Annotated in this window: 22 protein-coding genes and 2 tRNA genes; 17 read left to right on the top strand and 7 right to left on the bottom strand. The window is 63.6% G+C overall.

The window, feature by feature from the left end; genetic code table 11:
• Window positions 1-199: 199 nt before the first annotated feature.
• Window positions 200-276 (bottom strand) — tRNA-Arg (locus G452_RS0101965).
• 230 nt (window positions 277-506) lie between these two features.
• Between G452_RS0101965 and G452_RS0101960 the strand changes: the two genes are divergently transcribed.
• From G452_RS0101960 to G452_RS0101880, 17 genes are all read left to right on the top strand, one after another.
• A complete protein-coding gene (locus tag G452_RS0101960; protein WP_022660578.1) occupies window positions 507-1,958 on the top strand; it encodes a DegQ family serine endoprotease in 1,452 nt (483 codons plus the stop codon).
• A gap of 63 nt (window positions 1,959-2,021) precedes the next feature.
• Window positions 2,022-2,882: a 4-(cytidine 5'-diphospho)-2-C-methyl-D-erythritol kinase gene (gene ispE, locus G452_RS0101955; protein WP_022660577.1), complete on the top strand. Its 861-nt coding sequence runs from the start codon at window positions 2,022-2,024 to the stop codon at window positions 2,880-2,882.
• Between the two features lie 3 nt (window positions 2,883-2,885).
• Window positions 2,886-2,961, top strand: a tRNA-Gln gene (locus G452_RS0101950).
• Between the two features lie 32 nt (window positions 2,962-2,993).
• On the top strand, window positions 2,994-3,932 hold the full coding sequence (locus tag G452_RS0101945; protein ID WP_027188935.1) for a ribose-phosphate diphosphokinase: 939 nt from the start codon (window positions 2,994-2,996) through the stop codon (window positions 3,930-3,932).
• A 52-nt stretch (window positions 3,933-3,984) separates the two neighbouring features.
• Window positions 3,985-4,590 carry a 50S ribosomal protein L25 gene (locus tag G452_RS0101940; protein ID WP_022660575.1) on the top strand — a complete coding sequence of 202 codons (606 nt, stop codon included), beginning with the start codon at window positions 3,985-3,987 and terminating at the stop codon, window positions 4,588-4,590.
• Window positions 4,591-4,686: 96 nt separating this feature from the next.
• Window positions 4,687-5,334: an aminoacyl-tRNA hydrolase gene (gene pth, locus G452_RS0101935; RefSeq protein WP_022660574.1), complete on the top strand. Its 648-nt coding sequence runs from the start codon at window positions 4,687-4,689 to the stop codon at window positions 5,332-5,334.
• A 147-nt stretch (window positions 5,335-5,481) separates the two neighbouring features.
• Entirely contained in the window at window positions 5,482-6,006 is a 525-nt protein-coding gene (locus G452_RS0101930) for a CarD family transcriptional regulator (RefSeq protein ID WP_022660573.1), read from the top strand.
• 310 nt (window positions 6,007-6,316) lie between these two features.
• Window positions 6,317-7,597: a transcription termination factor Rho gene (rho, locus tag G452_RS0101925; protein ID WP_022660572.1), complete on the top strand. Its 1,281-nt coding sequence runs from the start codon at window positions 6,317-6,319 to the stop codon at window positions 7,595-7,597.
• A gap of 206 nt (window positions 7,598-7,803) precedes the next feature.
• On the top strand, window positions 7,804-9,240 hold the full coding sequence (locus G452_RS0101920; RefSeq protein ID WP_162141263.1) for a M48 family metallopeptidase: 1,437 nt from the start codon (window positions 7,804-7,806) through the stop codon (window positions 9,238-9,240).
• Between the two features lie 63 nt (window positions 9,241-9,303).
• Entirely contained in the window at window positions 9,304-10,320 is a 1,017-nt protein-coding gene (locus G452_RS17665; RefSeq protein WP_022660570.1) for a bifunctional riboflavin kinase/FAD synthetase, read from the top strand.
• Window positions 10,317-12,137: a chloride channel protein gene (locus G452_RS0101910; protein WP_022660569.1), complete on the top strand. Its 1,821-nt coding sequence runs from the start codon at window positions 10,317-10,319 to the stop codon at window positions 12,135-12,137. Before G452_RS17665 ends, G452_RS0101910 begins: the two co-directional genes overlap by 4 nt.
• A gap of 129 nt (window positions 12,138-12,266) precedes the next feature.
• On the top strand, window positions 12,267-12,977 hold the full coding sequence (locus tag G452_RS17660; protein ID WP_022660568.1) for an outer membrane protein: 711 nt from the start codon (window positions 12,267-12,269) through the stop codon (window positions 12,975-12,977).
• 145 nt (window positions 12,978-13,122) lie between these two features.
• Window positions 13,123-13,632, top strand: a complete 510-nt coding sequence (locus G452_RS0101900) for a hypothetical protein (RefSeq protein ID WP_022660567.1) — start codon at window positions 13,123-13,125, stop codon at window positions 13,630-13,632.
• Between the two features lie 63 nt (window positions 13,633-13,695).
• Window positions 13,696-14,238: a macro domain-containing protein gene (locus G452_RS0101895; protein ID WP_027188930.1), complete on the top strand. Its 543-nt coding sequence runs from the start codon at window positions 13,696-13,698 to the stop codon at window positions 14,236-14,238.
• A 69-nt stretch (window positions 14,239-14,307) separates the two neighbouring features.
• Window positions 14,308-14,853: an ATP-dependent protease subunit HslV gene (gene hslV, locus G452_RS0101890; protein WP_022660565.1), complete on the top strand. Its 546-nt coding sequence runs from the start codon at window positions 14,308-14,310 to the stop codon at window positions 14,851-14,853.
• Entirely contained in the window at window positions 14,850-16,223 is a 1,374-nt protein-coding gene (gene hslU, locus G452_RS0101885; RefSeq protein ID WP_022660564.1) for an ATP-dependent protease ATPase subunit HslU, read from the top strand. Before hslV ends, hslU begins: the two co-directional genes overlap by 4 nt.
• Before the next feature lie 45 nt (window positions 16,224-16,268).
• Window positions 16,269-16,508 (top strand): GlsB/YeaQ/YmgE family stress response membrane protein, encoded by a 240-nt coding sequence (locus tag G452_RS0101880; protein ID WP_022660563.1) that lies wholly within the window; start codon window positions 16,269-16,271, stop codon window positions 16,506-16,508.
• 175 nt (window positions 16,509-16,683) lie between these two features.
• Here the strand turns inward: G452_RS0101880 and G452_RS17655 are convergent, their stop codons facing one another.
• The 6 genes from G452_RS17655 to G452_RS0101850 all read right to left on the bottom strand — a co-directional run bounded on the left by G452_RS17655 (window position 16,684) and on the right by G452_RS0101850 (window position 24,007).
• Window positions 16,684-17,103: a cytochrome c3 family protein gene (locus tag G452_RS17655; RefSeq protein ID WP_022660562.1), complete on the bottom strand. Its 420-nt coding sequence runs from the start codon at window positions 17,101-17,103 to the stop codon at window positions 16,684-16,686.
• Between the two features lie 12 nt (window positions 17,104-17,115).
• Window positions 17,116-18,444, bottom strand: coding sequence for an electron transfer complex ferredoxin TmcB (tmcB, locus tag G452_RS0101870; RefSeq protein WP_407636014.1), 1,329 nt, complete (start codon window positions 18,442-18,444; stop codon window positions 17,116-17,118).
• 34 nt (window positions 18,445-18,478) lie between these two features.
• A complete protein-coding gene (gene tmcC, locus G452_RS0101865; RefSeq protein WP_022660560.1) occupies window positions 18,479-19,141 on the bottom strand; it encodes a TmcC family electron transfer complex membrane anchor subunit in 663 nt (220 codons plus the stop codon).
• A 15-nt stretch (window positions 19,142-19,156) separates the two neighbouring features.
• Window positions 19,157-20,410, bottom strand: a complete 1,254-nt coding sequence (gene tmcD / locus G452_RS0101860; protein ID WP_022660559.1) for an electron transfer complex subunit TmcD — start codon at window positions 20,408-20,410, stop codon at window positions 19,157-19,159.
• Window positions 20,411-20,773: 363 nt separating this feature from the next.
• Entirely contained in the window at window positions 20,774-21,838 is a 1,065-nt protein-coding gene (locus G452_RS0101855; protein WP_022660558.1) for a phosphotransacetylase family protein, read from the bottom strand.
• Window positions 21,839-21,883: 45 nt separating this feature from the next.
• Window positions 21,884-24,007 carry an acetate--CoA ligase family protein gene (locus G452_RS0101850; protein WP_022660557.1) on the bottom strand — a complete coding sequence of 708 codons (2,124 nt, stop codon included), beginning with the start codon at window positions 24,005-24,007 and terminating at the stop codon, window positions 21,884-21,886.
• Window positions 24,008-24,023 lie beyond the last annotated feature (16 nt).

The following is a 24,023-nucleotide window of genomic DNA, read 5'->3' as shown; positions in this document are numbered from 1 at the left end:
TACAAAATAGTTCAGGAAGATGGGAGAAATACCGCGCAACGGACTTCGAACATCGACTCCTCCTGACGCGGGCGAGTGAACGACGCCCGGACACGGACCGGGCCCGCACATGGTGTGCGGGCCCTTGTCGTATCCGCCATTCTCCCCGGACAAAAAAGAGAGGCCTGCAAGTTTCCTTGCAGGCCTCTTTCTTTCCGGATGGTGCCCCCGGCGCGATTCGAACGCACGGCCTACCGCTTAGGAGGCGGTCGCTCTATCCATCTGAGCTACGGGGGCTCCGCGATTGCGGGACGTGCAACGTACGTCATTCGCGCGCGAGGTTCAAGGAAAATCCTGCCGATCGGCCCGCAAGCCGCCGCCCGCGCGGCTGCCCGGCCCGCCGCCCCCCCCGCGCGGAAGGGATTTTTCCGGCCCTTCCTATTTACATCCCTCGGAAACGTTTTATACTCCTCTTTGTTCCCGCCACGCTTCGTCATCCCCACGTACGCGGAAACGAAGGAGATCCCATGTTTTCATTCAAAAAGTCATTTTCGATCCTCGTCCTTTTCCTGGCATTGGCTGTCCCGATGCAGGCCCAGGCAGGCTTCCCCTTCCTGTCCGAGGCCGGCTCGCAGGCCGCCCTGCCCGACTTCGCCAACCTGGCCGAAAAGGCCGGAAAGGCGGTGGTCAACGTCTCCATCACCAAAACCGTGCAGGGAGGACAAGCCTTCCGCTTCGGCCCACAGGGCCAGCGCACCCCCCTGGACGAGTTCTTCGAGCAATTCTTCAACGACCCGCGCATGCCCGCCCCCTTCCGGCAGCAGCCGCGCGAGCAGAGCTCCCTCGGCTCCGGCTTCATCATCAGCACCGACGGCTTCATCGTGACCAACAACCACGTGGTCGAAGGCGCGGACACCATCTCGGTGAAGCTGCAAAGCGGCAAGGAATACGACGCCAAGGTCGTGGGCGCGGACCCGGAAACGGACATCGCCCTGGTCAAGATCGAGGCCAAGGATCTGCCCACGCTTGAATTCGCCGACTCGGACAAGGTCCGCGTGGGCCAGTGGGCCCTGGCCATCGGCAACCCCTTCGGCCTGAGCAACACCGTGACCGCGGGCATCATCTCGGCCACGGGCCGCGTCATCGGCGCCGGCCCCTTCGACAACTTCCTGCAGACCGACGCCAGCATCAACCCCGGCAACTCCGGCGGTCCGCTGCTGGACACCAGCGGCAGGGTCGTGGGCATCAACTCCGCCATCATCCCCTCCGGCCAGGGCCTGGGCTTCGCCATTCCGAGCAACATGGCCCAGAAGGTCATCGCCCAGCTCAAGAAGGGTGAAACCGTGCACCGCGGCTGGCTCGGCATCCAGATGCAGGACGTGGACGACGACATGGCCAAGGCGCTCGGTCTCGACGAGGCCAAGGGAGTGCTCGTGGCCGATGTCTTCGCGGGCAACCCCGCGGACAAGGCCGGCATCAAGCCCGGCGACGTGATCGTTTCCGTGGACGGGCACGACGTGGCCGACATGCATGCGCTCGCGCGCGTCATCGCGGGCATGCTGCCCGGCGACAAGACCGAGGTGGGCCTGCTGCGCAAGGGCGAGTCCAAGACCGTGACCGTGACCCTGGAAGAGCGCGCGGACAACATGGCCAAGGCCCAGAACGGCCAGCCCGAATCCCAGGTCGAGCCCGCAACCAAGCTCGGCGTGTTCCTGCGTCCCCTTCAGGAAGCCGAGGCCAAGCAGCTCGGCATGGAGAAGACGCGCGGCCTGCTCGTGACCAACGTGCAGCCCGGTTCCCCGGCGGCGACCCAGGGCCTTTCCCGCGGCGACGTGATCCTCGAGGTCAACCAGACCCCCGTGAACAGCGTGGACGAATTCCTCAAGGCCGTGGAGTCTTCCGGCAACCGTCCGGCCCTGCTGCTCGTGCGGCGCGGAACCCGCAACTTCTTCGTCACCGTCCCGGTGGCGAGCGAATAGACCGACCAGCACGGGGGGCCGCAAGGCCCCCCGTTTTCATGAACCGCAGCCAACGAAAGCGACATGCTCCTTCCGACCCGGCTCACGGCCCCGGCCAAGATCAATCTGAACCTGCACATCGAGGGCGTCCGAGCCGACGGCTTCCATGAGCTGGACACCCTTTTCCTGAAACTGCACGCCCCAGCCGACATCCTCTCCGTCTCCCCCCTGGACGAGAAGGCCGGGCTGGTTCTGGACTGCGACATCCCCGGCCTCGCTCCGGAGAAGAACATCATCCGAAAGGCCTGGGACGCCTACGCCCAGTCCACGGGCTTCCGCCCCGGCCTGCACGTGGCCGTGGAAAAGCGCATTCCCCAAGGCATGGGCCTGGGCGGCGGCAGTTCCGACGCGGGCGCCATGCTCCGCCACCTGAACTCCCTTGCGGGAAGCCGCGCGCTCGGCCGCGAGGCACTGATCGAACTGGGCGCCTCCCTCGGCGCGGACGTGCCCTTCTTCCTCATCGACGCCCCCGCGGCCAGGGCCGCTGGCATCGGCGAGCGGCTCACCCCCGCGGACGTGGATCTATCCGGATTCACGCTGCTTCTGGCCTGTCCGCCCGTCCACGTGAACACGGCCTGGGCCTATGCGGAATGGGATCGGCGAAACCCCGCCCCGCAAGCCTTGACAACCCCGTATTTGGATAATAAAAGTCCGGGTTCCGAATCTGGTCCGGTCTTGCACAACGACTTTGAAGACATCGTCTTCCGTGCATTTCCGCAGCTTCGGCAGATCAAGGAAAGTCTGCTGGCCGCAGGCGCTGCGGGTGCGGCCATGAGCGGAAGCGGAGCCGGGATTTTCGCCCTCTACCGCCAGCGGGGAACTGTTGACGATTCGGCGTCTCTCCTTGAAGCGGAAGGTATTCCGTTCTATATCCATACGTACTGATCCTGGGGTGTAGCCAAGCTGGTAAGGCAACGGGTTTTGGTCCCGTCATCCGTGGGTTCGAGTCCTACCACCCCAGCCATAACCTATCCAGGGGTTGATGCCATGTCCCCGATGCAGGGTGAATTGAAGATCATTTCCGGTTCGGCCAACAGCAAGCTGGCCGAAGACATTTGCGAACATCTCGGAACCCGTCTCTGCCCGATGCTGCGCGAGCAGTTCAGCGACGGGGAGATCCGCATCGAAATCGGCGACAACGTGCGCGGCGACGACGTCTTCGTCATCCAGCCGACCTGCACGCCGGTGAACTTTCACCTCATGGAGCTGTGCATCATCCTCGATGCGCTCAAGCGCGCCAGCGCCAACCGCGTCACCGCGGTGGTGCCCTACTACGGCTACGCCCGGCAGGACCGCAAGGTCGCGCCGCGCGCGCCCATCAGCGCGAAGCTCGTGGCCGACTTCCTCACCACGGCGGGCATGAACCGCATCGTGACCATCGACCTGCACGCCGGGCAGATCCAGGGCTTCTTCAACTGCCCGGTGGACAACCTCTACGCCGCGCCCGTGCTCCTCGACTATCTCAAGAAGATCGACGACGAGCCCGTGATCATTTCCCCGGACGCCGGCGGCGTGGAACGCGCCCGCGCCTTCGCCAAGCATCTCGGCGCGGGGCTGGCCATCATCGACAAGCGCCGCGACAAGCCCAACCAGGCCCAGGCCATGCACGTCATCGGCGACGTCAAGGACAAGGTCGCCATCATCATCGACGACATGATCGACACCGCCGGAACCATGTGCGCCGGAGCCAACGTGCTCATGGACCACGGAGCCAAGCAGGTCGTGGCCTGCGCCACGCACCCCGTGCTTTCCGGCCCGGCCATCCAGCGCATCGAGGAATCCGTGTTCACCAAGGTGCTCGTCACCGACACGATTCCGCTGCGCGCCGAGGCCAAGGCCTGTTCCAAGATCGAAGTTCTCTCCGTGGCCAGCCTGCTGGCCAAGGCCATCAACAACATCCATACGGAAAGCTCGGTAAGCGTGCTTTTCGTCTAACACACGCCCGTCCGTCAATGGGTGGCGGCCAGGGCAAACAAGGAGCAAACTCATGGCTAAAGACATTCTCAAGCTGACCGTCAACGAGCGCACCGCCACGGGCAAAGGCCCGAACCGCCGTCTGCGCATGCAGGGCATCGTCCCCGGCGTGTACTACGATCAGCACGGCGCCAACATCATGGTTCAGGTCGCCGAAGTGCCCCTGCGCAAGGTCTACGAGAAGGTCGGCGGCGCCCAGGTCTTCCACCTGATCATCGACCGCGGCGGCAAGGCCGAAACCCTGCCCGCCCTGATCTGGCGCCTCAAGCACGACCCCGTCCGCCCCGTGCTGACCCACGTGGACTTCTTCGGCGTGGACCTGGACAAGGACATCAAGGTCAACGTCAACGTGACCACCGTGGGCACCGCCAAGGGCCTCAAGCTCGGCGGCAAGCTGGAGATGTTCCGCGACCACATCGAGGTCATCTGCAAGCCGCTCGACATTCCCGAGCACATTGAAATCGACATCACCGAGATGGACGTCAACGACCACGTCTATGTCGAAGAGATTCAGCTGCCCGAAGGCGTCTCCGCCGTGTTCGATGAGAACTTCGCCGTTCTGGGCGTGGTGCCCATCTCCGACGGCGAGGACGAAGAAGACGAAGAGGAAGCTGAATAGCAGCCTTTTCCGCCCCCGGATTTGCCGGCCCCGGACGGAAAGAACCGTCCGGGGCCTTTTGCCTTGCCCATCGCGTACGCAACGGAGATACCCGGCATGGAATATAAGGCCCTGATCGCCTGCCTGGGCAATCCCGGTCCCGAATATGCCGCCACACGGCATAATTTCGGCTTTTTCGTTGCAGACAAGCTGCTGGAACTCGGCGCGCAGCGCAAGAGCATGCGCCTGGAAAAGCTCGCGGAAACCCCGGACCTGCACCTCTGGTCCCTGCATCTGGCCGGCGCGCCCCACCTGCTGCTCAAGCCCATGACCTACATGAACCTCAGCGGCAAGGCCGTGAGCAAGGTCGCGGGACAGCACGCCCTGCCGCCGGAACGGGTGGTGGTGCTGCACGACGAGCTGGACCTGCCCCTGGGCAGGATCAAGTTCCGCCAGGGCGGCAGCACCAACGGACATCGCGGCCTGGAATCCATCGTCGAGCATCTGGGCGCGGCGAACTTCTGGCGCATGCGCCTCGGAGTCGGGCGGCCTGCCGCATCCTGGGAGGTGCGCGACTGGGTGCTGGAGAACTTCCCGGAAAGCGACATGAAACTCGTCGCCGCCATGACCGAGGCAGCCGTCAAGGGTCTTGACCTCTACGCCCGCAAGGGAGCGCGCTTCGCCGTCCAGCACCTGCACTCCCTGCCGCTGCCCGAGCAGGCCGAGCGATCATCGCAAGAACCGACTCCGGGCGAGGACGCCTGAACGGCCTCCCCTCCTCGTCCGCGGACTCCGACGCCGCTCCCGTATCGGCGAATTCAACGGTCCGCCGGGCATGGACTCCCCGTCCATTTTAGCGTATCATAAAAGCTGTCGCCACGTTTCTGCACGGTTCCAAGGAGTCGAAATCTCGTGTTCCATATCAACGAACTGGTCGTCTACCCTTCCCAGGGCGTGGGCAGGGTGGAGCGGATCGAAAGCCAGGAAATCGGCGGCGCTACCGCCGAGTTCTACATCGTCCGCATCCTGAGCAACAACGTCACGCTCATGGTTCCCGTGACCAACGCCAAGAACGTTGGCCTGCGCTCGGTCTGCGACATCCAGACCGGACGAAGCATCTTCGAGTCCCTCAAGGACCGCTCCGACTTCACCGGGTACACCGGGCAGAACTGGAACCGGCGCTACAGGGAATATTCCGAGAAGCTCAAGTCCGGCGATCTCGGAGACGTGGCCTACGTGCTCAAGGAACTCTTCCTCATCGGCAACGACAAGGAACTCTCCTTCGGCGAAAGACGCCTCCTGGAGCAGGCCATGAGCCTCGTTTCCATGGAGCTGGCCTTCGCCCTCAGCCGCGACCAGGAAGAGGTCCGCGTGGAGATCGAGGAGATGTTCGCCGATGTGCTCGTGGACGCGGAAAATGTCGAGAAAACCAATTAGCGGGCCTTGTCAACAGTCTTCCTTTCGGGTAGTCCGATGGAAACGCTTCAATCAAGTTCCCGACCCTGCCGGGTTCAACCGATAAACTAGCCCTCAGCCAACGTACAGGAAAGCGAACGGAACAACGCTGCGCCCGCAGCGTACACCGTCCATAATTGCTCCATGCAAGCGCACTCCGTCACAGCATGTCTCCCCTCCGAGGGGATTGTAGATATTCGTGCCCGCGATTTCAGCATGATCTCCGGCGCGAGAAGAACGACTCACGCAAAGCACAATCCACGCCTCCCGAACCTCTAACCTCATCAAAGTTATGGGCCGAGACAAAAACTCACAACCAGAAAAAATCAATCTCACGGACCTCAAGCAAAAGAGCATGCAGGAGCTGATGGACCTAGCCATCAGTTTTCAGGTGGAAAACCCCTCCGGCATGCGCAAGCAAGAGCTCATCTTCGGCATCCTGCAACAATGCGCGGCGCGCAACGGGCAGATCTTCGGCGAAGGGGTTCTCGAGGTTCTGCCGGACGGCTTCGGCTTCCTGCGCTCCCCCATGTACAGCTACATGCCGGGCCCGGACGACATCTACATCTCCCCGTCGCAGATCCGCCGATTCGGCCTGCGCAAGGGCGACGTCATCTCCGGACAAATTCGGCCCCCCAAGGAGGGAGAGCGCTACTTCGCCCTGCTTCGCGTCAGCGACATCGGCATGGAGCCGCCTGAAAACTCCAAAAATCTCGTTCTCTTCGACAACCTGACCCCGCTTTATCCCAACGAAATCCTGAAGATGGAAAACGGAGGCGACAACTACACCTCCCGGATCATCGACCTGCTCGCGCCCATCGGCAAGGGGCAGCGCGGCCTGATCGTGGCCCCGCCCCGCACGGGCAAAACCATGATGCTCCAGTCCATCGCCAACTCGATCAACGCCAACAATCCGGACGTCTACCTCATCGTGCTGCTCATCGACGAGCGCCCGGAAGAGGTCACGGACATGGAACGCACGGTCAATGCCGAGGTGGTCAGCTCCACCTTCGACGAACCGCCGCAGCGCCACGTCCAGGTCACGGAAATGGTCATCGAGAAGGCCAAGCGCCTCGTTGAACGCAAGCGCGACGTGGTCATCCTGCTCGACTCCATCACCCGTCTTGGCCGCGCCTACAACGCCGTGACCCCCTCTTCCGGCCGCGTGCTCTCCGGCGGCCTGGACGCCAACGCCATGCAGCGGCCCAAGCGCTTCTTCGGCGCCGCACGCAACATCGAGGAAGGCGGCAGCCTGACCATCATCGCCACCGCGCTCATCGACACCGGCTCGCGCATGGACGAAGTCATCTTCGAAGAATTCAAGGGCACCGGCAACCTGGACATCTACCTGGACCGCCACCTTTCCGAAAAGCGCGTCTTCCCGGCCATCGACCTGAACCGCTCCGGCACCCGCAAGGAAGAGCTGCTTCTGCCCGAAGCCGTGCTCAACCGCGTCTGGATTCTGCGCAAGCTCCTCGCGCCCATGAACCCCATCGACTCCATGGAGTTCATCGTGGATCGCATGAAGGGCACCAAGAACAACCGCGAATTCCTGGACATGATGAACAAATAGCTTTCCCGCACGAGAAAGACCACGGGGGGACGCAGCGCGTTCCCCCTTTTTTTTTGCCTGCCGCGATGCGGATCGCCTGGCATCAAGGAGAGAGGGGACGCGACGCTGCGCGCCGAGTTCGACGCCAGGCGCGGACGGCATTGACCCCCGCCGCCGGAAGAACTACCTTGATCAATGACTTCAACCAAACCCCGGAGCCTTTCGCTGTGAAATCCATCGCCCTGGCGACCGCCGGCCTGTTGCTCTGGCTCTCCCTGGCCACTCCGGCCCTCGCGCTCTTTACCGAGGTCACGATCTCGGACGAAGCCGAGATGGGACGCGAGTTCCACGAAAAAATCACCAAGATGATGCCGCTGGTCGAAGATCCCATGATCAACGACTACGTCAAGAGCGTCGTCGAGCGGGTGGTGGCGGCCATGCCGCCGCAGCCCTTCCGCGTGACCACGACCGTGATCCGCAACGGCTCCATGAACGCCTTTGCCGTGCCCGGCGGCTACGTGTACGTGCTCACGGGCCTTCTGCTCAACCTCGAGACCGAGGACGAGCTTGCGGCCGTGCTCTGCCACGAAATGGCGCACGTATCGCAGCGGCATGTCGCCAAGCGCATGGAGGACATGGAGCTGGCCAGCCTCGGTGCCTACGTCGGGCTCATCGCGGGCGCGTTTCTCGGCTCGGGCGGGGGCGACAACTCCCGCGAACTGGGCCAGGCCCTGATGGTCACCTCCCAGGCGGGCGCGGCCACGGCCTTTCTCGTCTACACCAAGGCCAACGAGGTCGAGGCCGACCACGTGGGCATGAACTACCTCGTGAATGCGGGCTACAATCCCGCAGCCATGGCCGAAGTCTTCAAGATCATGCTCGACAAGCGCTGGGGCGCGGCCACCAGCAGCAGCCTGCCCTCGTACCTCTCGACGCACCCCGCCCTCAGCGAGCGCATCGACTACCTGCACACCCGCGTCAAGGAGCTGCCCGCCAAGCTCATGGCCCAGCGTGCGGACAACGACCGTTTCCTGCGCGTGCAGGCCCTCGTGCGCGGCAATCTCTCCGACTCGACCTCCAGCCTGGCGTATTTTTCCAGCAAGAAGCCCACGGAATTCAGCTGCCTGGACTACATGTCCGAGGGCATGGTCCTGGCGCGGGTCAAGAAGCAGGCCGAAGCGGCCCAGGCATTCGACAAGGCCCTGTCCTGCGGCGGCGGCGACCCGCTGGTTCTGCGGGAGGCAGGCGGCTTCTTCTTCTCGCAGGGCAATTTCGAGAAGGCCACGACCCTGCTCCAGCAGGCCCTGATCCGCAATCCGGAAGACCCGCTGACCCTGTTCTACAACGCCCGCCTGCTCGGCGAGCAGAAGAAATATCCCCAGGCCATTTCCAGCATGGAACGCGTGCTCAAGCAGGTGCCCAAGGATTCCGAAGTGCATTACCACCTCGGCAGGCTGCTGGGCGAATCCGGCGACCTCTTCCACGCCCATCTGCATCTCGCGTACTCCGCGTTCTACGCCAGGGACGAGAAGCAGGCCCGGTTCCACTACGACAAAGCCGCCTCCCAGGCGCGCACGCCGGACCAGAAGGCGGAACTGAAGGAACTCGACGACCTGATGCACGGGCGCGGCCCGGATCAGACGGGCAGCGGGTCCAAGGGTTGATGCCCATCCCGAAATGTTGTACTCAATCCGCCTTTGCAACCTTTCCGGTACGGAATCAGGGCGATGATCGTCGCAAAATCCATTAATGACCTCCGGGACGCTGTTGCCGAATCCGTGGTGACCATCGGCAACTTTGACGGCGTCCATCTCGGCCACCAGAAGCTCATCGGCATGACCTGCGCCAAGGCGAAAGCCCGAGGCGCGATCAGCGTCGTGGTCACGTTCGACCCGCACCCCATGCGCGTGCTCGTCGGAGCGCAGACCCCGCCCTTCATCACCCTCACGGACCAGAAGCTCGAACTCATCGAAAGCCAGGGCCCCAACGCGACCCTGGTCATCCACTTCACCCGCGAACTGGCCGCCCTCAGCCCCGAGGAGTTCGTCAAGACCTACCTCGTGGACGGCCTGAACGTGCGCGAGCTGGTCATCGGCTACGACTACCACATGGGCAAGGGGCGCAGCGGCGACTTCGCCACGCTCAGCGCCCTGGGCAGGAAATACGGCTTCGACGTCTTCCGGCTCGATCCCGTGACCTGCGAAGGGGCCGTGGTCAGTTCCACGCGCATCCGCGACCTGGTCCAGGCGGGCGAGGTCTGGGAGGCGCGGCCCCTGCTCTCGCGCTTCTATCAGGTCGCCGGAGAGGTGGTCCACGGCATGGACCGGGGCGGAAAGCTGCTGGGATTCCCCACAGCCAACCTGAAACTCGTGGACGAGCTCGTACCCAAACGCGGGGTCTACGCCATCTGGGTGGAGCTGGACGGCCATTTCCTGCCCGCCGTGGCCAACATCGGCACCAATCCCACCTTCGGCAACGACGCCGTGTCCGTGGAAGCCCATATTCTCGATTTCAAAGGGGACATCTACGGTCGCCGCATCCGCGTGCACTTCGTGCAGCGCCTCCGCGACGAGCGCAAATTCTCCGGCCTGGACGAACTCAAGGCCCGCATCGCCGAGGACGTACATCTGGCCCGCGCGATTCTCTCCGCGCCCGAAGCCCAGCCCGCCCTTCCCGCCACCTGCCCCGGCAGCGCGCACAACCGGGGCCAAGCGCCCGAAGATCCCGCGGAGAACAACGCGTGAATTTGCTTTTTGCCCTGCTTCGGCCCTGGCGTGATTTTCTGCGCACCTATCGTCATGTCAGCTCGGTGCGCTGGCTGCTGCTCGGCGTGGTCGTCGGCGTTTTCTCCGGCCTTGCGGCCGTGGCCTTTTTCGGCGCGGTGGAATTCGGCAAGTTCGTCATCCAGCACAAGCTGGCGGGCCTGACCCTGCCCGCTCCCGCCGGGGAGGAGATCTTCCACGGCGAGGCCGGTCCGCTCCGGCTCTGGGTCATTCCCGTGACAACCACCCTCGTGGCCCTGGTCACGGGCTGGCTGATCACGCGCTACATCCCGGAAAGCGTGGACAGCGGCACGGACGGCACCGACGCCATGATCAAGGCGTTCCACGTCCAGGGCGGCATACTCAAGCCCCGCGCCTGGATGATCAAGGGCCTGACCTCCGTGGGAACGATCATGTCGGGCGGCAGCGCGGGCCGGGAAGGACCGATCTCGCAAATCTGCGCGGGCATCGGCTGCTGGCTGGCCCAGCGTCTCAAGCTGACGGTCAAGGAGCGGCGCATTCTGCTGCTGGCCGGCGCGGCCGGAGGCCTGGGGGCCATCTTCCGCGCCCCGCTGGGCGGCGCGCTCACCGCCGTGGAGGTCATCTACCGCGAGGACTTCGAAGCCGAAGCCGTGCTGCCCGCGGTGCTTTCCTCCGTGGTGGCCTACAGCCTGTTCACGCTCTTCTACGGCACCGAGCCCATCTTCGGGATACCGCACTTCAGTTTCCGCGACGCCCGCGAACTGATCTTCTACGCCGTTCTCGCCGTGGCCTGCGCGCTCACGGGCTGGCTCTACGTGCGGACCTTTTATTTCGTGAAGTATTCCGTCTTCCGCAAGCTCCAGGAAAAAGTCGGCCTGATGTGGGCCACCACCGTGGGCGGCCTGCTCATGGGCCTGATGGGCATGTACTATCCGCAGCTCCTCTCCGGCGGGTACGGCTGGCTCGAAGGCGCTATCATGGGCCAGATGACCATCGGCATGATGCTGGCCATCCTCATCGGCAAGACCATCGCCACCTCCGTGACCATCGGCTCCGGCATGAGCGGCGGCATGTTCGCCCCGGCCCTGTTCGTCGGCGGCATGACCGGCGGGCTCGTGGGCCAGGCGGCCCACCACTACTACCCGCAGATCGCGCGGGAGCCCGGAGGGTACGTGCTCGTGGGCATGGCGGCCTTCTTCGCCGGCGTGGCCAACGCGCCCATCGGCCCGCTGATCATGGTCACGGAACTGACCCAGGGCTACGGCCTGCTCGCCCCGCTGATGCTCGCCTCGGCCCTGTGCATCGTGCTCGGCCACAAGTTCTCGCTCTACGAAAACCAGGTGGACAACAAGTTCGATTCCCCGGCCCACGTCATGGACGCGACCATCAACATCCTCGAGGAACTCAAGGTCGAGGCCCACTACAAGCCGCGACTCGTGGTCACGCTGGAGGAATGCACGACCCTCAAGGCGCTTACGGACATCATCGCCAACACCAACCAGCTCGTCTTTCCCGTGCGCAACACGGCAGGCGAGTTCACCGGCCTGCTCTCGCTGTCCAACGCCCGGCGCGTGCTCTTCGAGCGCACCCTCTTCGACCTGCTCGTGGTCCGCGACCTCGCGGGCAAGCGCGCCTACCTGCGGCCCGACTACGACCTCTACACCGCCCTGCTCAAGTTCGTGGACACGGACTACGACCAGATTCCCGTGGTCGCTCCGGACGACACCAACACCATCCTCGGCCTCATCGACCGCGAGTCCGTATTCAAGGCATACGCCGACGCCATTCGCGAAGTCCGCAGCGACGAGGGGGAGTAGTCACTCGCAACCTCCTTGGATTTTTGAATCAATCCTGATACGCGATATTTCTTCCAAATGTTGTTTTTTTCTTTTTCTTCAGGTAAGGTTCGTACAACTTTGTGTCGTGCATTCCGAGAGGGAGGGAAAATGAAAAAACTGATCGTTTCGATTCTGGTTGTGGGACTGACCTTCTGTGCGGGGCTCGCCTTTGCCGGCGACAACGGCGGTTACACCTTCGCCATCAAGGGCGGCTATTCCTTTGCGGGCGGCGACGGCAACGACCTCACCGGCCCCCAGGCCAACACCGCCAACAACGCGACCACGGGCAACTGGGACTCCGACGACGGCTGGCTCGGCGCGGTGGCCGTGGGCTACGACTGGTCCGGCATGGGCGTGGATATGCGCACGGAGCTGGAATACACCTATTACGGCAGCGACCACGACTTCGACGCCCAGAACGCCACTTCCGGCGGCAGCACCGCCACGGTATCCGGGTCCATCGACAACATCCAGACCCTGATGCTCAACGCCTACTACGACTTCGACACAGGGTCGGCCTGGACCCCCTATGTCGGCGCCGGACTGGGCATGGCCTTCATCAGCGCGGACCTGGACTTCAGCAGCAACTGGCGCAACGCTCCTGAAGACAACAGCTTCACCGAAACCAACTTCGCCTGGCAGGTCGGTGCCGGAGTCGCCTACGACATCACCGATTACTGCGTGCTCGACTTCAACGCCCGCTACGTGCACCTGGGCGATGTCGACTACAGCGAGAACTCCAGCGAAGGGAAGTACACCTGGGGCATGGACGACCTGAGTTCGTTCGACACGATCCTCGGCGTCCGCTTCACCTTCTAGCCGGAATTCCGGATAAATCCCAAAAGGGCTCCGCTTCGGCGGAGCCCTTTTGGTTCCTCTCCGCCGCGATTCTCGGCCTCTTGCCTTTCCCATTCTGCGGGCGTATTATTGAAATTCAAATACTGAACCTCAACGGAGCAACGCCATGCAGCGCCTTTTGATCCTGATCGCCTTGCTCGCCCAGCTCGGCTTCTGCCTTCCTGCCCTGGCAGGCCAGGGTCTGCACCTGGACATGGCCGGCGGAAGCGGCGCGCAGGACGCCTACTCCATGGATGCTCCAAGTCCGGCTGAGGGGGAATCCACCGAGGAAGGCAGTTCCTTTCTGCGCGACAGCCTTTCCGAGATTCTCGGCGACTTCACGGTTCAAAGCCAAATGTTTTCCCTCATTGCGGAACAGGGCAACAACGAGATGCCTGCCTCCCTGCTGAGCGCGACTTCCAGCGTGGCCAATGTGTTCGTTGGTTTCAAGATCCTCAGCTTCGATGCCGCCAAGCCCGGACAGCCCGCCAGGGTCAGCCCGTGGAACGCCTACATGGGCTTTTCCTACGGCCTGCCCGGCGACGAGGACGCCCCCAGCCTCTCCCCCTTCGGCAACGGCTACAACCAGGACGAAGGCGGCATCACCACGCATTTCGGGGTGAACATCACCTTCTGAGCCTGGGTATTTCTCAAAGCCCGGCCCCTTGCCAAGCCGCGATTCGGCATTAGATCAATGCCCATGCGGACCTGGACTTTTTCCGGAAACACACTCCAACTCGAAAACAACGACCTTTTGCAGGTCGATGCCGAGGCCATCGTCAACGCGGCCAATTCCCGCCTCGCGGGCGGCGGCGGTGTGGACGGTGCCATCCAGCGCGCCGCCGGGCCGCGGCTGCTCCGGGCCGGGCTGGAGCATGTCCGCGAGAACGGTCCACTCCAGGCGGGCGAAGCCGTGCTCACGCCGGGCTTCGACCTGCCCTTCGGGCACGTCATCCACGCTGTCGGTCCCATCTGGCGCGGCGGCCACGAGAATGAGGCCGAGCTGCTGCGCAGCGCCTATCTCGCCTGTCTTCGCATCGCCGACCAGAACGGCATCCGATCTCTGGCCTTCCCCGCCCTGTCCTGCGGCGCCTACGGGTATCCCGTGGAGCTTGCCGCCCCCGTGGCTCTCTGCGCGCTCCGCTCCGGCCTGGGCCAGGGCCTCGTGCGCGAGGCGCGCATGGTCCTGCGCGGCGAAAAGGCCCTGGCTGTCTGGCTTCGCGCCGCCGAATCCACGTTTTGAGCCCTGACCCGACGTTCATGGCTCCGTGACCATTTGACACGAACGACTCACCGCCCCCAAGGAGAGCACATGGAAATCAGAGGAACGACCATCCTGGCGGTCAAGGACGAGCACGGCACCGCCGTGGCCGGAGACGGCCAGGTCACCTTCGGCCAGAACATCGTCATGAAGCACGGCGCACGCAAGGTCCGCACCATCTACAAGGACCGCGTCACCGTGGGGTTTGCCGGAGCGACCGCTGACGCCTTCACCCTCTTCGAGCGGTTCGAGAAGAAATTGGAAAGCTTTTCCGGCAATCTTGTGCGCGCCGCGGTGGAGCTGGCCAAAGACTGGCGCACGGACAAGTATCTGCGCCGCCTGGAAGCCATGCTCCTGGCCGCCGACGCCGAGAACATCCTCATCATCAGCGGCACGGGCGACGTGATCGAGCCGGACGACGGGCTCGCCGCCATCGGTTCGGGCGGACCCTACGCCCTGGCCGCGGCCCGCGCCCTGGCCCGCGAAACGCAGCTCCCGGCCCGCGAGATCGCGGAAAAGGCCATGCGCATCGCCTCGGAAATCTGCGTCTTCACCAACGACAACATCATCATCCAGACCCAAGAGAAAGCATCATGAGCAACCTGACCCCGCGCGAGATCGTCTCGGAACTGGACAAATACATCATCGGACAGGACGCGGCCAAGCGCATTGTGGCCATCGCCATGCGCAACCGCTGGCGCAGGCAGCAGATCGAGCCGGAACTGCGCGACGAAATCGCGCCCAAGAACATCATCCTCATGGGCCCCACCGGCGTCGGCAAGACCGAGGTGGCCCGCCGCCTCGCCAACCTGACGGGCTGCCCCTTCTTCAAGGTCGAGGCCACCAAGTTCACCGAAGTGGGCTACGTGGGCCGCGACGTGGAATCCATGATCCGCGACCTCATGGAGATCGGCGTGACCATGGTCCGCAAGGAGGAGATCGAGCGCGTGCGCATCAAGGCCGAAAAGGCCGCCGAAGACCGGCTCCTGGATCTGCTCCTGCCCGGTTCGCGGCCCAAGACCGCGGGTGCCGGGTTCTACATGTCCCCGGCTGAAGGGGATGCCGCGCCCCTGCCCGGCAAGGACGAGGGCACGCGCGAGAAATTCCGCAAGATGTGGCGCGACGGCCTGCTCGACGACAAGGAAGTGGAACTGGAAGTCTCCAGCCAGGCCGACCCCGGCGTGAGCATCATGGCCATCCCCGGCATGGAGGACATGGGCATGCAGATGCAGGACGCCCTGGGCCGACTCTTCCCGAACAAGAAGAAACGCCGCAAGATGAAGGTCAAGGACGCCTACGAGGTGCTCATCCAGGAGGAATCCGACAAGCTCATCGACATGGACAAGGTCATCGAGCAGGCGCGCGAACGCGTGGAGCAGACTGGCATCCTCTTCCTGGATGAGCTGGACAAGGTCGCCTCGCGCCAGGAGCACGGCGGCGGCGTGGACGTCTCCCGCGAGGGCGTGCAGCGCGACCTGCTCCCCGTGGTCGAAGGCTGCGTGGTCAACACGAAATACGGCATGGTCAAGACCGATCACATCCTCTTCATCGCGGCCGGCGCTTTCCATTTCGCCAAGCCCTCGGACCTGATTCCCGAACTTCAGGGCCGCTTCCCGCTCCGGGAGGAACTCCAGGCCCTGGGCAAGGACGAGTTCTACCGCATCCTCACCGAGCCCAGAAACGCCCTGACCGTGCAGTACAAAGCCCTTCTCGGCACCGAGGGGGTCGCGCTGGACTTCACGCGCGAGGCTCTGGAAGAGATGGCCGCCATCGCCGAGAAAATCAACGAGGACACCGAGAACATCGGAGCGCGCAGGCTGTACACGATCATGGAAAAGCTGCTTTCCGAGCTTTCCTTCGAGGCTCCGGACAAGTCCGGCAGCAAGGTCGTCGTCGACCGCGAATACGTGCGCTGCCGCCTGGCCGACGTGGTTGAAGATCGCGACCTTTCCAGGTACATCCTTTAGGATAGGGTTCCCCGGTTCCGGGGAGCGCCAAAAAAGGAGGTCTCCGTGGGAATCATCTGGTATCTGCTCATCGGACTGCTCGCCGGCTTCCTGGCCGGACAGATCATGAAAGGACGCGGCTTCGGACTGGTCGGCAACCTGATCATCGGCGTCATCGGCGCTGTGGTCGGCGGATTTTTGTTCGGCCTGCTCGGCTTTCACGGCAGCGGATTGATCGGCTCGCTGATCACGGCCACGGTCGGCGCCGTGGTCCTGCTCTTCCTGCTCGGACTGGTCAAGCGCTAGCTTCATCACTCCCTGATGACGAAGCCCGCACGTCTCACGGCGTGCGGGCTTTTTTTCGCCTCCGCGGCAAAAGGAGAGGCCGCCCTTCCCGCAACGCATCGGGAAAGGCGGCCTCTGACCGTTTTCGCGGTTGGATCGGAGCGGGGGATGGGGCTCGCCCCGCTCCGGATTCGCGCTATTGTTCCGCGCCGCCGCTCAGCGGGATGCCGAAGAAGTCCTTCTGGACATGGCACTCGCCGCAGGTGATGGGGCCTTTCTTGGCCTCATTGTGGCAGCCGATGCACTGCGTGTGGTAGGCGGCGGCCAGGTTGACCTCGCCGTCTTTTTCCGCATGGCAGTCCTTGCACGGGGCCGGATCGCCCTCGACGAACTTGCCGTCCTCGACACCGCTGTGGTGGCAGGGCAGGCACTCGCCGTTGACCATTTCCAGATCCATGTGCGCGGTATGGGTGAAGCTCACCGGGGCGCGCTCAGGCATGACGAACCCATAGTCTTCGCCGCCGATGGTCATCACGTCGTCCTGGGCCACCGCGGGCAGGAAGCAGAGCAACGAGGCCAGGGCCGCGAGGGCGATGCTGATATACAGTTTTTTCATGGCTGTTCCTCCTTACTCCACGGCCTTGGTCTTTTCCATGTGCGCGTAGATGATGTCGCCCAGGAACTTGAGTTCCATGTGCAGATCGTAGGCATGGATGATGTCTTCCAGGCCGCCGTGGCAGTTGTGGCACGGCGAGATGATCGTGTTCACGCCCTGATCCTTCATCCGCTTGAGCTGTTCGGCCTTGATCTTGTTGCCCTTGATGCGGACGTTCTTGAACGGAGGCCCGCAGTTGATCACGCCGCCGCCCGCGCAGCAGCAGTAGTTGTGCTCGCGGTTGGGGGTCATCTCGATGACCTCGGTGGCGATCTCGCTGGTCACGTAGCGCAGCTCGTCCATCAGACCGCGACCGCGAATCACGTTGCAGGGATCGTGAATGGTCACGGGGCCTTCGAACTTGGTGGCCATCTTGATCTTGCCGCTGCGCAGCAGGTAGGCGAAGAACTCGATGGAGTGCACGACCTCGACCGGGTAGTTGTCCCAGCCGCACCAGCGGTTGCCCATGTCGTAGACCGAGCGGAACGCGTGGCCGCATTCGCCCATGACGATCTTCTTGACCTTGAGCTTCTGGGCGCACTCGAAGTGGGCGCGCTTGAGCCGGCCCATCATCTCGAAGTCGCCGGTGAACATGGCCATGTCCGAGTTGTCCCAGCCGGGCAGGCTCGGCATGGTCCAGTTCACGCCGGACTCATGCAGGATGGCCGCGGCCTGGTAGATCAGCTGGGTGCGGAACTTGGGTTCCGGCGCGATGACCGAATACATGTAGTCCGCGCCTTCCACGTCCAGGGGCACGCGCAGATTCGGGAACTCGTCGCGGGCTTCCTCCTCCTGCCAGAGCAGGGCGTCCGGCCATTCGTCGTCCTTGACCCACATCTGGTTGAAGGTCGCGGAGTGGGAATGGGCGGTGTCCTGGATGTACAGGGGCGTCACGCCGAGCTTATGGCAGAAGCGGCGCACCATGGACATGATGTAGCCGGTGTCGATGCCGAGCGGGCAATAATGGATGCAGCGACGGCAAAGGTTGCACTCGGTGTAGGCGATCTGGGCGCATTTGTAGATGAACTCCGGATCGACGAGGCCCTTTTTCTTCAGCAGGACGCCCATGGTCTGGGTGACCTTGCCCACGGGCGAATAGCTGGGGTCGCCGTCGTGGGACATGAAGTAGTGGCAGGCCTCGGAACACATGCCGCAACGCACGCAGGTTTCGGAGTAGACCTTGAGCTTGGCTCCGGTCTCGCCCTCGATGAATTGCAGGAACGTTTCCTGTATCTTCTCAGGGGTCAGCTTGGCGATTCCCTCGCGCAACCCCGCGTCGTCGATTTTTCTGTCGAACTTGATTTCTTTCACTGGGATAACCCTCCTTAGGCCCGGTTTACCAGTCCTTGGCCTTGCGCACGCCACCGAACTCGGAGCCGATGTAGGCCCTGGAGAAGAGGATGAAGAGCATGTGCGCAAGACGGGAGAACGGGATGAGCGCCAGCCAGGCCAGGCCGGTGATCACATGCAGCACGATCATGATCTGGTACTGGAAGACCTGATGGTAGGCCAGGAACCCCGTGATGAACGGGCTGACCACCAGCAGGAGCACCCACCAGTCCTTGGCCTCGGTCACGAACCTGACCCGCGGATAGGCCAGGCGCCGCACGGCGAAGAACACGCAGGCCGCGATGACGGCCAGGGTCATGTAGTCGGCCACGTTGTCCGGCAGGGTCCAGAAGAACTCCACTCCGAAGAACTGCTGCCAGAGCACCGCGTGCGCGCTCAGGAAGACGGGCACCAGGATCAGGCAGATGTGGAACACGAAGGTGACGACCGTGACCAGGGGGTTGTTTCTCCAACCCAGGGCGTTAAAGGGCACCAGCCAGGCTCCGATGGAGCGCAGGCCGTACTTCCAGCTCATGTAGGGAGCGGAAGTGCCGTCCTTGGTGACGAATTTGTTGTAGGCGTAGACGAGTTTGAAGATCGAGCCGAGGATGAAGACGCCCCAGCCGAACCACGCCAGGGGGCCGACGACGAAATTGTAGATATCGTGCATGGTTTCCCCCTTGGGTTAAAAGCCGGTGGCGTCGAGGACGCTGCGGCTGTACTCGGTTCCGGAGACACCCTTGACCAGCACCTTGGTCGAGTCCGGGCTGAACGCGGGCGTGAAGGCCCGGTCGTAGGACTCGCCGCAGGGCTTGCCGTTGACGAGGATGCTGTACTTGCCGTTCTTCTCGGCCACGCAGCCGACCTTCTCGCCGTCCGGGCTGAAGACCGCCGGGAAGATCATGTCGTAATCGCCTTCCCAGGCCTTGCCGTTGACGACCATGGTGTACTGGCCGTTCGTCTTCTTGGCGATGGCCGCCGCGCCCTCGCCGCAGGGACAGAGCACGAGGTCCGTGATCACCGGGAAGTCCACGGCCCAGGGGGCGTTGTTCTTGACCACGGTGAACTTGCCGAAGCCGTTCGCGCCGATGGCGTAGAGGTTTTTGCCGTCCTTGGAGAACTGGGGCTGCCAGAGCTGGGTCCACTTGTTCGGCCATGCGAGCTGGGCGTTGCAGGCCATGCCCCACTTGCCCGCGATGCGGACCGGGGCGAAAACGTCCTTGGTGCCGGGCTTGAAGACCGGTTCCCAAACGCAATTGTAATTCTTGTTCCAGACCTTGCCGTCCACTGCGATGGTGTAGTCGTAGAGGCTGCGGCGCACCTGGCAGGCCACGCTGGCGCTGTCGTCGCTGAAGACCGGGGTGTAGACGTTGACGAAGATCTCGTCCCAGGGTTCGCTGTTCACGGCCAGCGAGAAAATGCCGGATTGGAACTTGAAGACCTCCGCCTGTCCCAGGGAAATGACCTGCACGGCGGCCGCCGAGGTCTTGCCGTCGGGCGCCAGGGCGAAGTTGTTGGCGTTGTCGTAGAGGTTTTCCCAGAGCTCGCCGTTCACGCACATGCCGTACTGCATGTCCTGCTGTACGGAGACCGCGACGTTTCCGTCACGGAACAGGGTATTCCAAAGAAATCCGTACCCTTCGGGCCAGAGCTCGCCGTCCACGGAGAGATACCACTCCATGTCCTGGGAAACCATGACCGTATACTGTCCGTCGGGGGAGAACTTGGGGCAGATGGCCTTTTCGTACCGATCCTCGCCGAAGTCGCCGTTGACGCAAATCCCGAACTCGGCGTCGTCCGTGCAGCAGATGGCCGCAGCGGTTTCGCCGTCAGGACTGACGTGCAACTCCTCCATCCAACGGACCCCTTCGGAACACACGGCCGTATCCAGTACGGCCCGTTTCCCGGGATCCCAATCCCAACCACTTCTGTCCTGCATGGTATGCCTCCAGATACGATGTGCCGTTGATCGACGCGGACGGCGTCGCCGTCCCATCACGCTCAGCGCAATTCCCCGGCGCGGACACGCCGAAGACTTTTGTGCTAAAATTCCCAAGACGTTTACACGAAAAAAAGCGATGAGGGAACCAGTTTTTCAAAGGAAATTTACTAATCCCTACGCTTTAGGTCGGAAATAAAACCACAAGAATCCGATTTTCCTACTGAAGAGGTTCCTTGATTATTTCAACGACATTCCGATCATTGGCAGCCGCATCTTCTGCCGGGGCTTGCGGCCCGAAACGCAAAAAGGCGGTCCCCGATCCGGGAACCGCCTCATGCAGGACGAACGCAGAGGCTCGCGCTAGATGCCGAGCTTGGCGCGCAGCCGGGGGAAGTCCAGGGACGAGCCCACGAGCTGCGTTCCGTGGGTGACCTTGATGGTGTCCCGCAGCTTGTGGCTGGAAAGGATGGCTTCCATTTTCTTGGCCACGGTGTAGGTGTCGTCGCGGACCATGATGATCGGCGTTTCCAGCACTTCGGACCGGGTCATGATGATGTCGTTGGGATAGAGGTTTCCCGTGAGGATCAGGCAGGGGCAGGCCCCTTCCAGGGCCACGAGCTGCACGTCGGCGCGGTCGCCGCCCACGATGATGGCGGAATTCTTGTGCCGCCGGAAGTGGGTCATGAAATTCTCGACCTGCATGGTGCCGATGAGGAAGTTCTCCACCACGCGGTCGGCGCGGCCGTGGGCGGAAACCACCTTGCCGGAAAGGCGGGCCGCCAGGTCCGAGACCTTGATGGCGCCCATGACCGGATCCGAGGGGATCACGCCGAACACGTCCAGGCCCTGCCGTTCCAGGAAGGGAACGATCAGCTCGTCCACCTCGGCGCGGTAGCCTTCGGGAACGTCGTTGAAGACCACGCCCGCAAGGTCGTCGCCCAGGCGCTTGCGCGAGCGCAAAAGCGAGTCGTAGCGCAGTTCGCCGAAGAAGCGGTCGATGAGCAGAGTCTTCAGGCCCAGCTCGCGGGCCACGCGCACCCCCTCCACGCCGCAGTAGGCTCCGGAGTCCATGTAGGCTCCGGACCCGGCCACGATCATCACGTCCATGCCCTCGGAGAGCTTTTCGTAGGCGCTCTTGATCTCGCCCATGAGGTCGCCCACCCCCTCGGTGAACGCCTTGACCTTGAAGTCGCGGGTCACGAGCACGGGCGTGACCAGGGCGGGATCCGCGTCCAGGCCGAGCACGTCGAGCATGAAGAAGGCGTCCTCGTCGCCGACCTTGTCGCCTTCGCGATGGGGCACGGCGCCCACGGGCTTCATGTAGCCGACCTTGAGGCCGTCCTTCTGCAGCCGCAGGCCCAGGGCCACGGCCACGAGATTCTTTCCGGAATATCCGGCCGTGGAGCCTATGTAGATGCCGACCATTGCGATTCCTCCTGCTTCAAGCGCTGCGACTATTCCCCAAAGACCTCAAGAATGCAAGGTCATGCGCACGTCGGCCACGATGGCCGTGTCGTGATCCACAAGCACGGGGTTGAACTCGGCCTCCAGGATTTCCGGGAAATCCACGGCCACCTGGGAGATGGTCAGAATGATCCTCTCCAGGGCCTCGAAGTTCACGGGCTGCTCTCCGCGCACGCCCTTGAGCAGCATGTAGGACTTGATCTCGCGCACGATCTCGAAGGCGTCCCGCGCCGAAAGCGGTGCCAGCCGGAAGGCGATGTCCTTGAGCACTTCCACGTAGATGCCGCCCAGGCCGAACATGATCAGCGGGCCGAACTGCTCGTCGCGCTTGAAGCCCACGATGACCTCCTTGACTCCGGGAGGGGCCATGCGCTGCACGAGGCAGCCGACCACGTAGGCTTCCGGGCGCAGCTTGGCCGCGCGGGAGGTGATGTCCCAGAAGGTCCGGCGCACCTCTTCGGCGTTGCGCACGTTGACCGCGACCCCGCCCACGTCGGATTTGTGGGAGATGTCCGGCGAGGCGATCTTGAGCACCACGGGCCAGCCCATGGCCTCGGCGGCGGCCACGGCCTCGTCCGAGCTGCGGGCCAGCTTCGTGGGCGGCGTGGGCAGGCCGTAGGCGGCCAGAAATTCCTGGGCCTGGAATTCCACGATCTCCAGCGTTCCCTTGGCCCTGGCCTCGGCCACGACCCTGGCGGCCCGCTCCCGGTCCCGCTCCATGGAAAAAGGTTCTGGAAGGCCCCGCCTGCTGCGCAGGAAATGATCGTACATGGCCTTGATGCTCTGCACGGCAGGCTCCGGAAACTCGAAGCAGGGCACGCCCGCGCTGTCCAGAATCCGTTTCCCGGCATGCACTCCCTTCATGCCCATGAAGCAGCAGAACACAGGCTTGTCCGTGCGCCTGCGGCCGACCTCCACCACGGCCCGCGCCGTGGCCTCCACGTCCGCCTGGGGCGTGGGCGTGAGAATCACGAGCAGGGAATGGGTCATGGGATCGTCGATGACGATCTCCAGGGCCTTGCGGAACCGCGCGGCGTCCGCGTCGCCGATGATGTCGAAGGGGTTGTAGAAGCCCGCATAGGGCGGCAGGAAGGCCTGAAGCCGCTCCACGGTGCGCTGTTCGGGCCGGGCCATGTTCAGGCCGAAGCGGGCGCAGTCGTCCGCGGCCAGGATGCCGGGACCGCCCGCGTTGGTGACGATGGCTAGGTTCGGCCCATGCGGCAGGGGCTGCGCGGAAAAGGCCTGGGCGAGATTGAAAAGGGTTTCCACGTCCTGCACGCGGATGATGCCGCATTTCCTGAAGGCGGCCTCGTAGGCCTGGTCCGACCCGGCGATGGCTCCGGTGTGGGAGCTGGCCGCCTTGGCTCCGGCCGCCGTGGTGCCGGACTTGATCATCAGCACGGGCTTTTGGCGACAGACCGCCTCGGCGCTGCGCAAAAACGCCTCGCCGTGCTCCACGTTCTCGATGTAGCCGAGGATGACCTTGGTTTCCGTGTCCTGCGCGAGATATTCGAGCATGTCCGCCTCGTCCAGCAGGGCCTTGTTGCCCAGACTGACGAACTTGGAAAACCCGATGTTCGCGCCCACGGCCCAGTCCAGGATGGCCACGCAGAGCGCGCCGGACTGGGAAAAGAACGCGATGCTGCCGGGATTCGGCTGGCCCGCGGCGAACGAGGCGTTGACCCCGGCGGAAGCGTTGATCATGCCCAGGCAGTTCGGACCGAGCAGGGCCATGCCGTGTTCGGCGCAGACCTCGCGGATCTCCTGTTCCAGATACCAGCCCTCCTTGCCGACCTCCTTGAACCCGGCGGTGATCACGATGGCCGAGCGGGCGCCCAAGGCACCCAGCTCCCGCAGCGAATCGACCACGAACCGGCGCGGAACGGCCACCACGGCCAGGTCGAGCCCCCGGGGCAGCTCGGCGATGGTCGCGGCCACGGGCAGTCCCTCGATCTCCCCGCCCTTGGGGTTCACGGGAATGAGCCTGCCCTTGAACCCCGCGCCGATCATGTTGGTCAGGACCGTGTGGCCGACTTTGCCCGGCGACGCGGACGCGCCGACCACGGCCACGGTCTGGGGGTGGAAAAAGGGGTGCAGGTCCGGCTTCCGGTCCGCATTCTGTTGGGCCACGCTACCTCCTTGCGCC

Source organism: Paucidesulfovibrio longus DSM 6739 (genome assembly GCF_000420485.1).
GTDB lineage: Bacteria > Desulfobacterota > Desulfovibrionia > Desulfovibrionales > Desulfovibrionaceae > Paucidesulfovibrio > Paucidesulfovibrio longus.
Note: the sequence above shows the minus strand (reverse complement) of the source record. Positions and strands in the feature narration are given on the sequence as shown.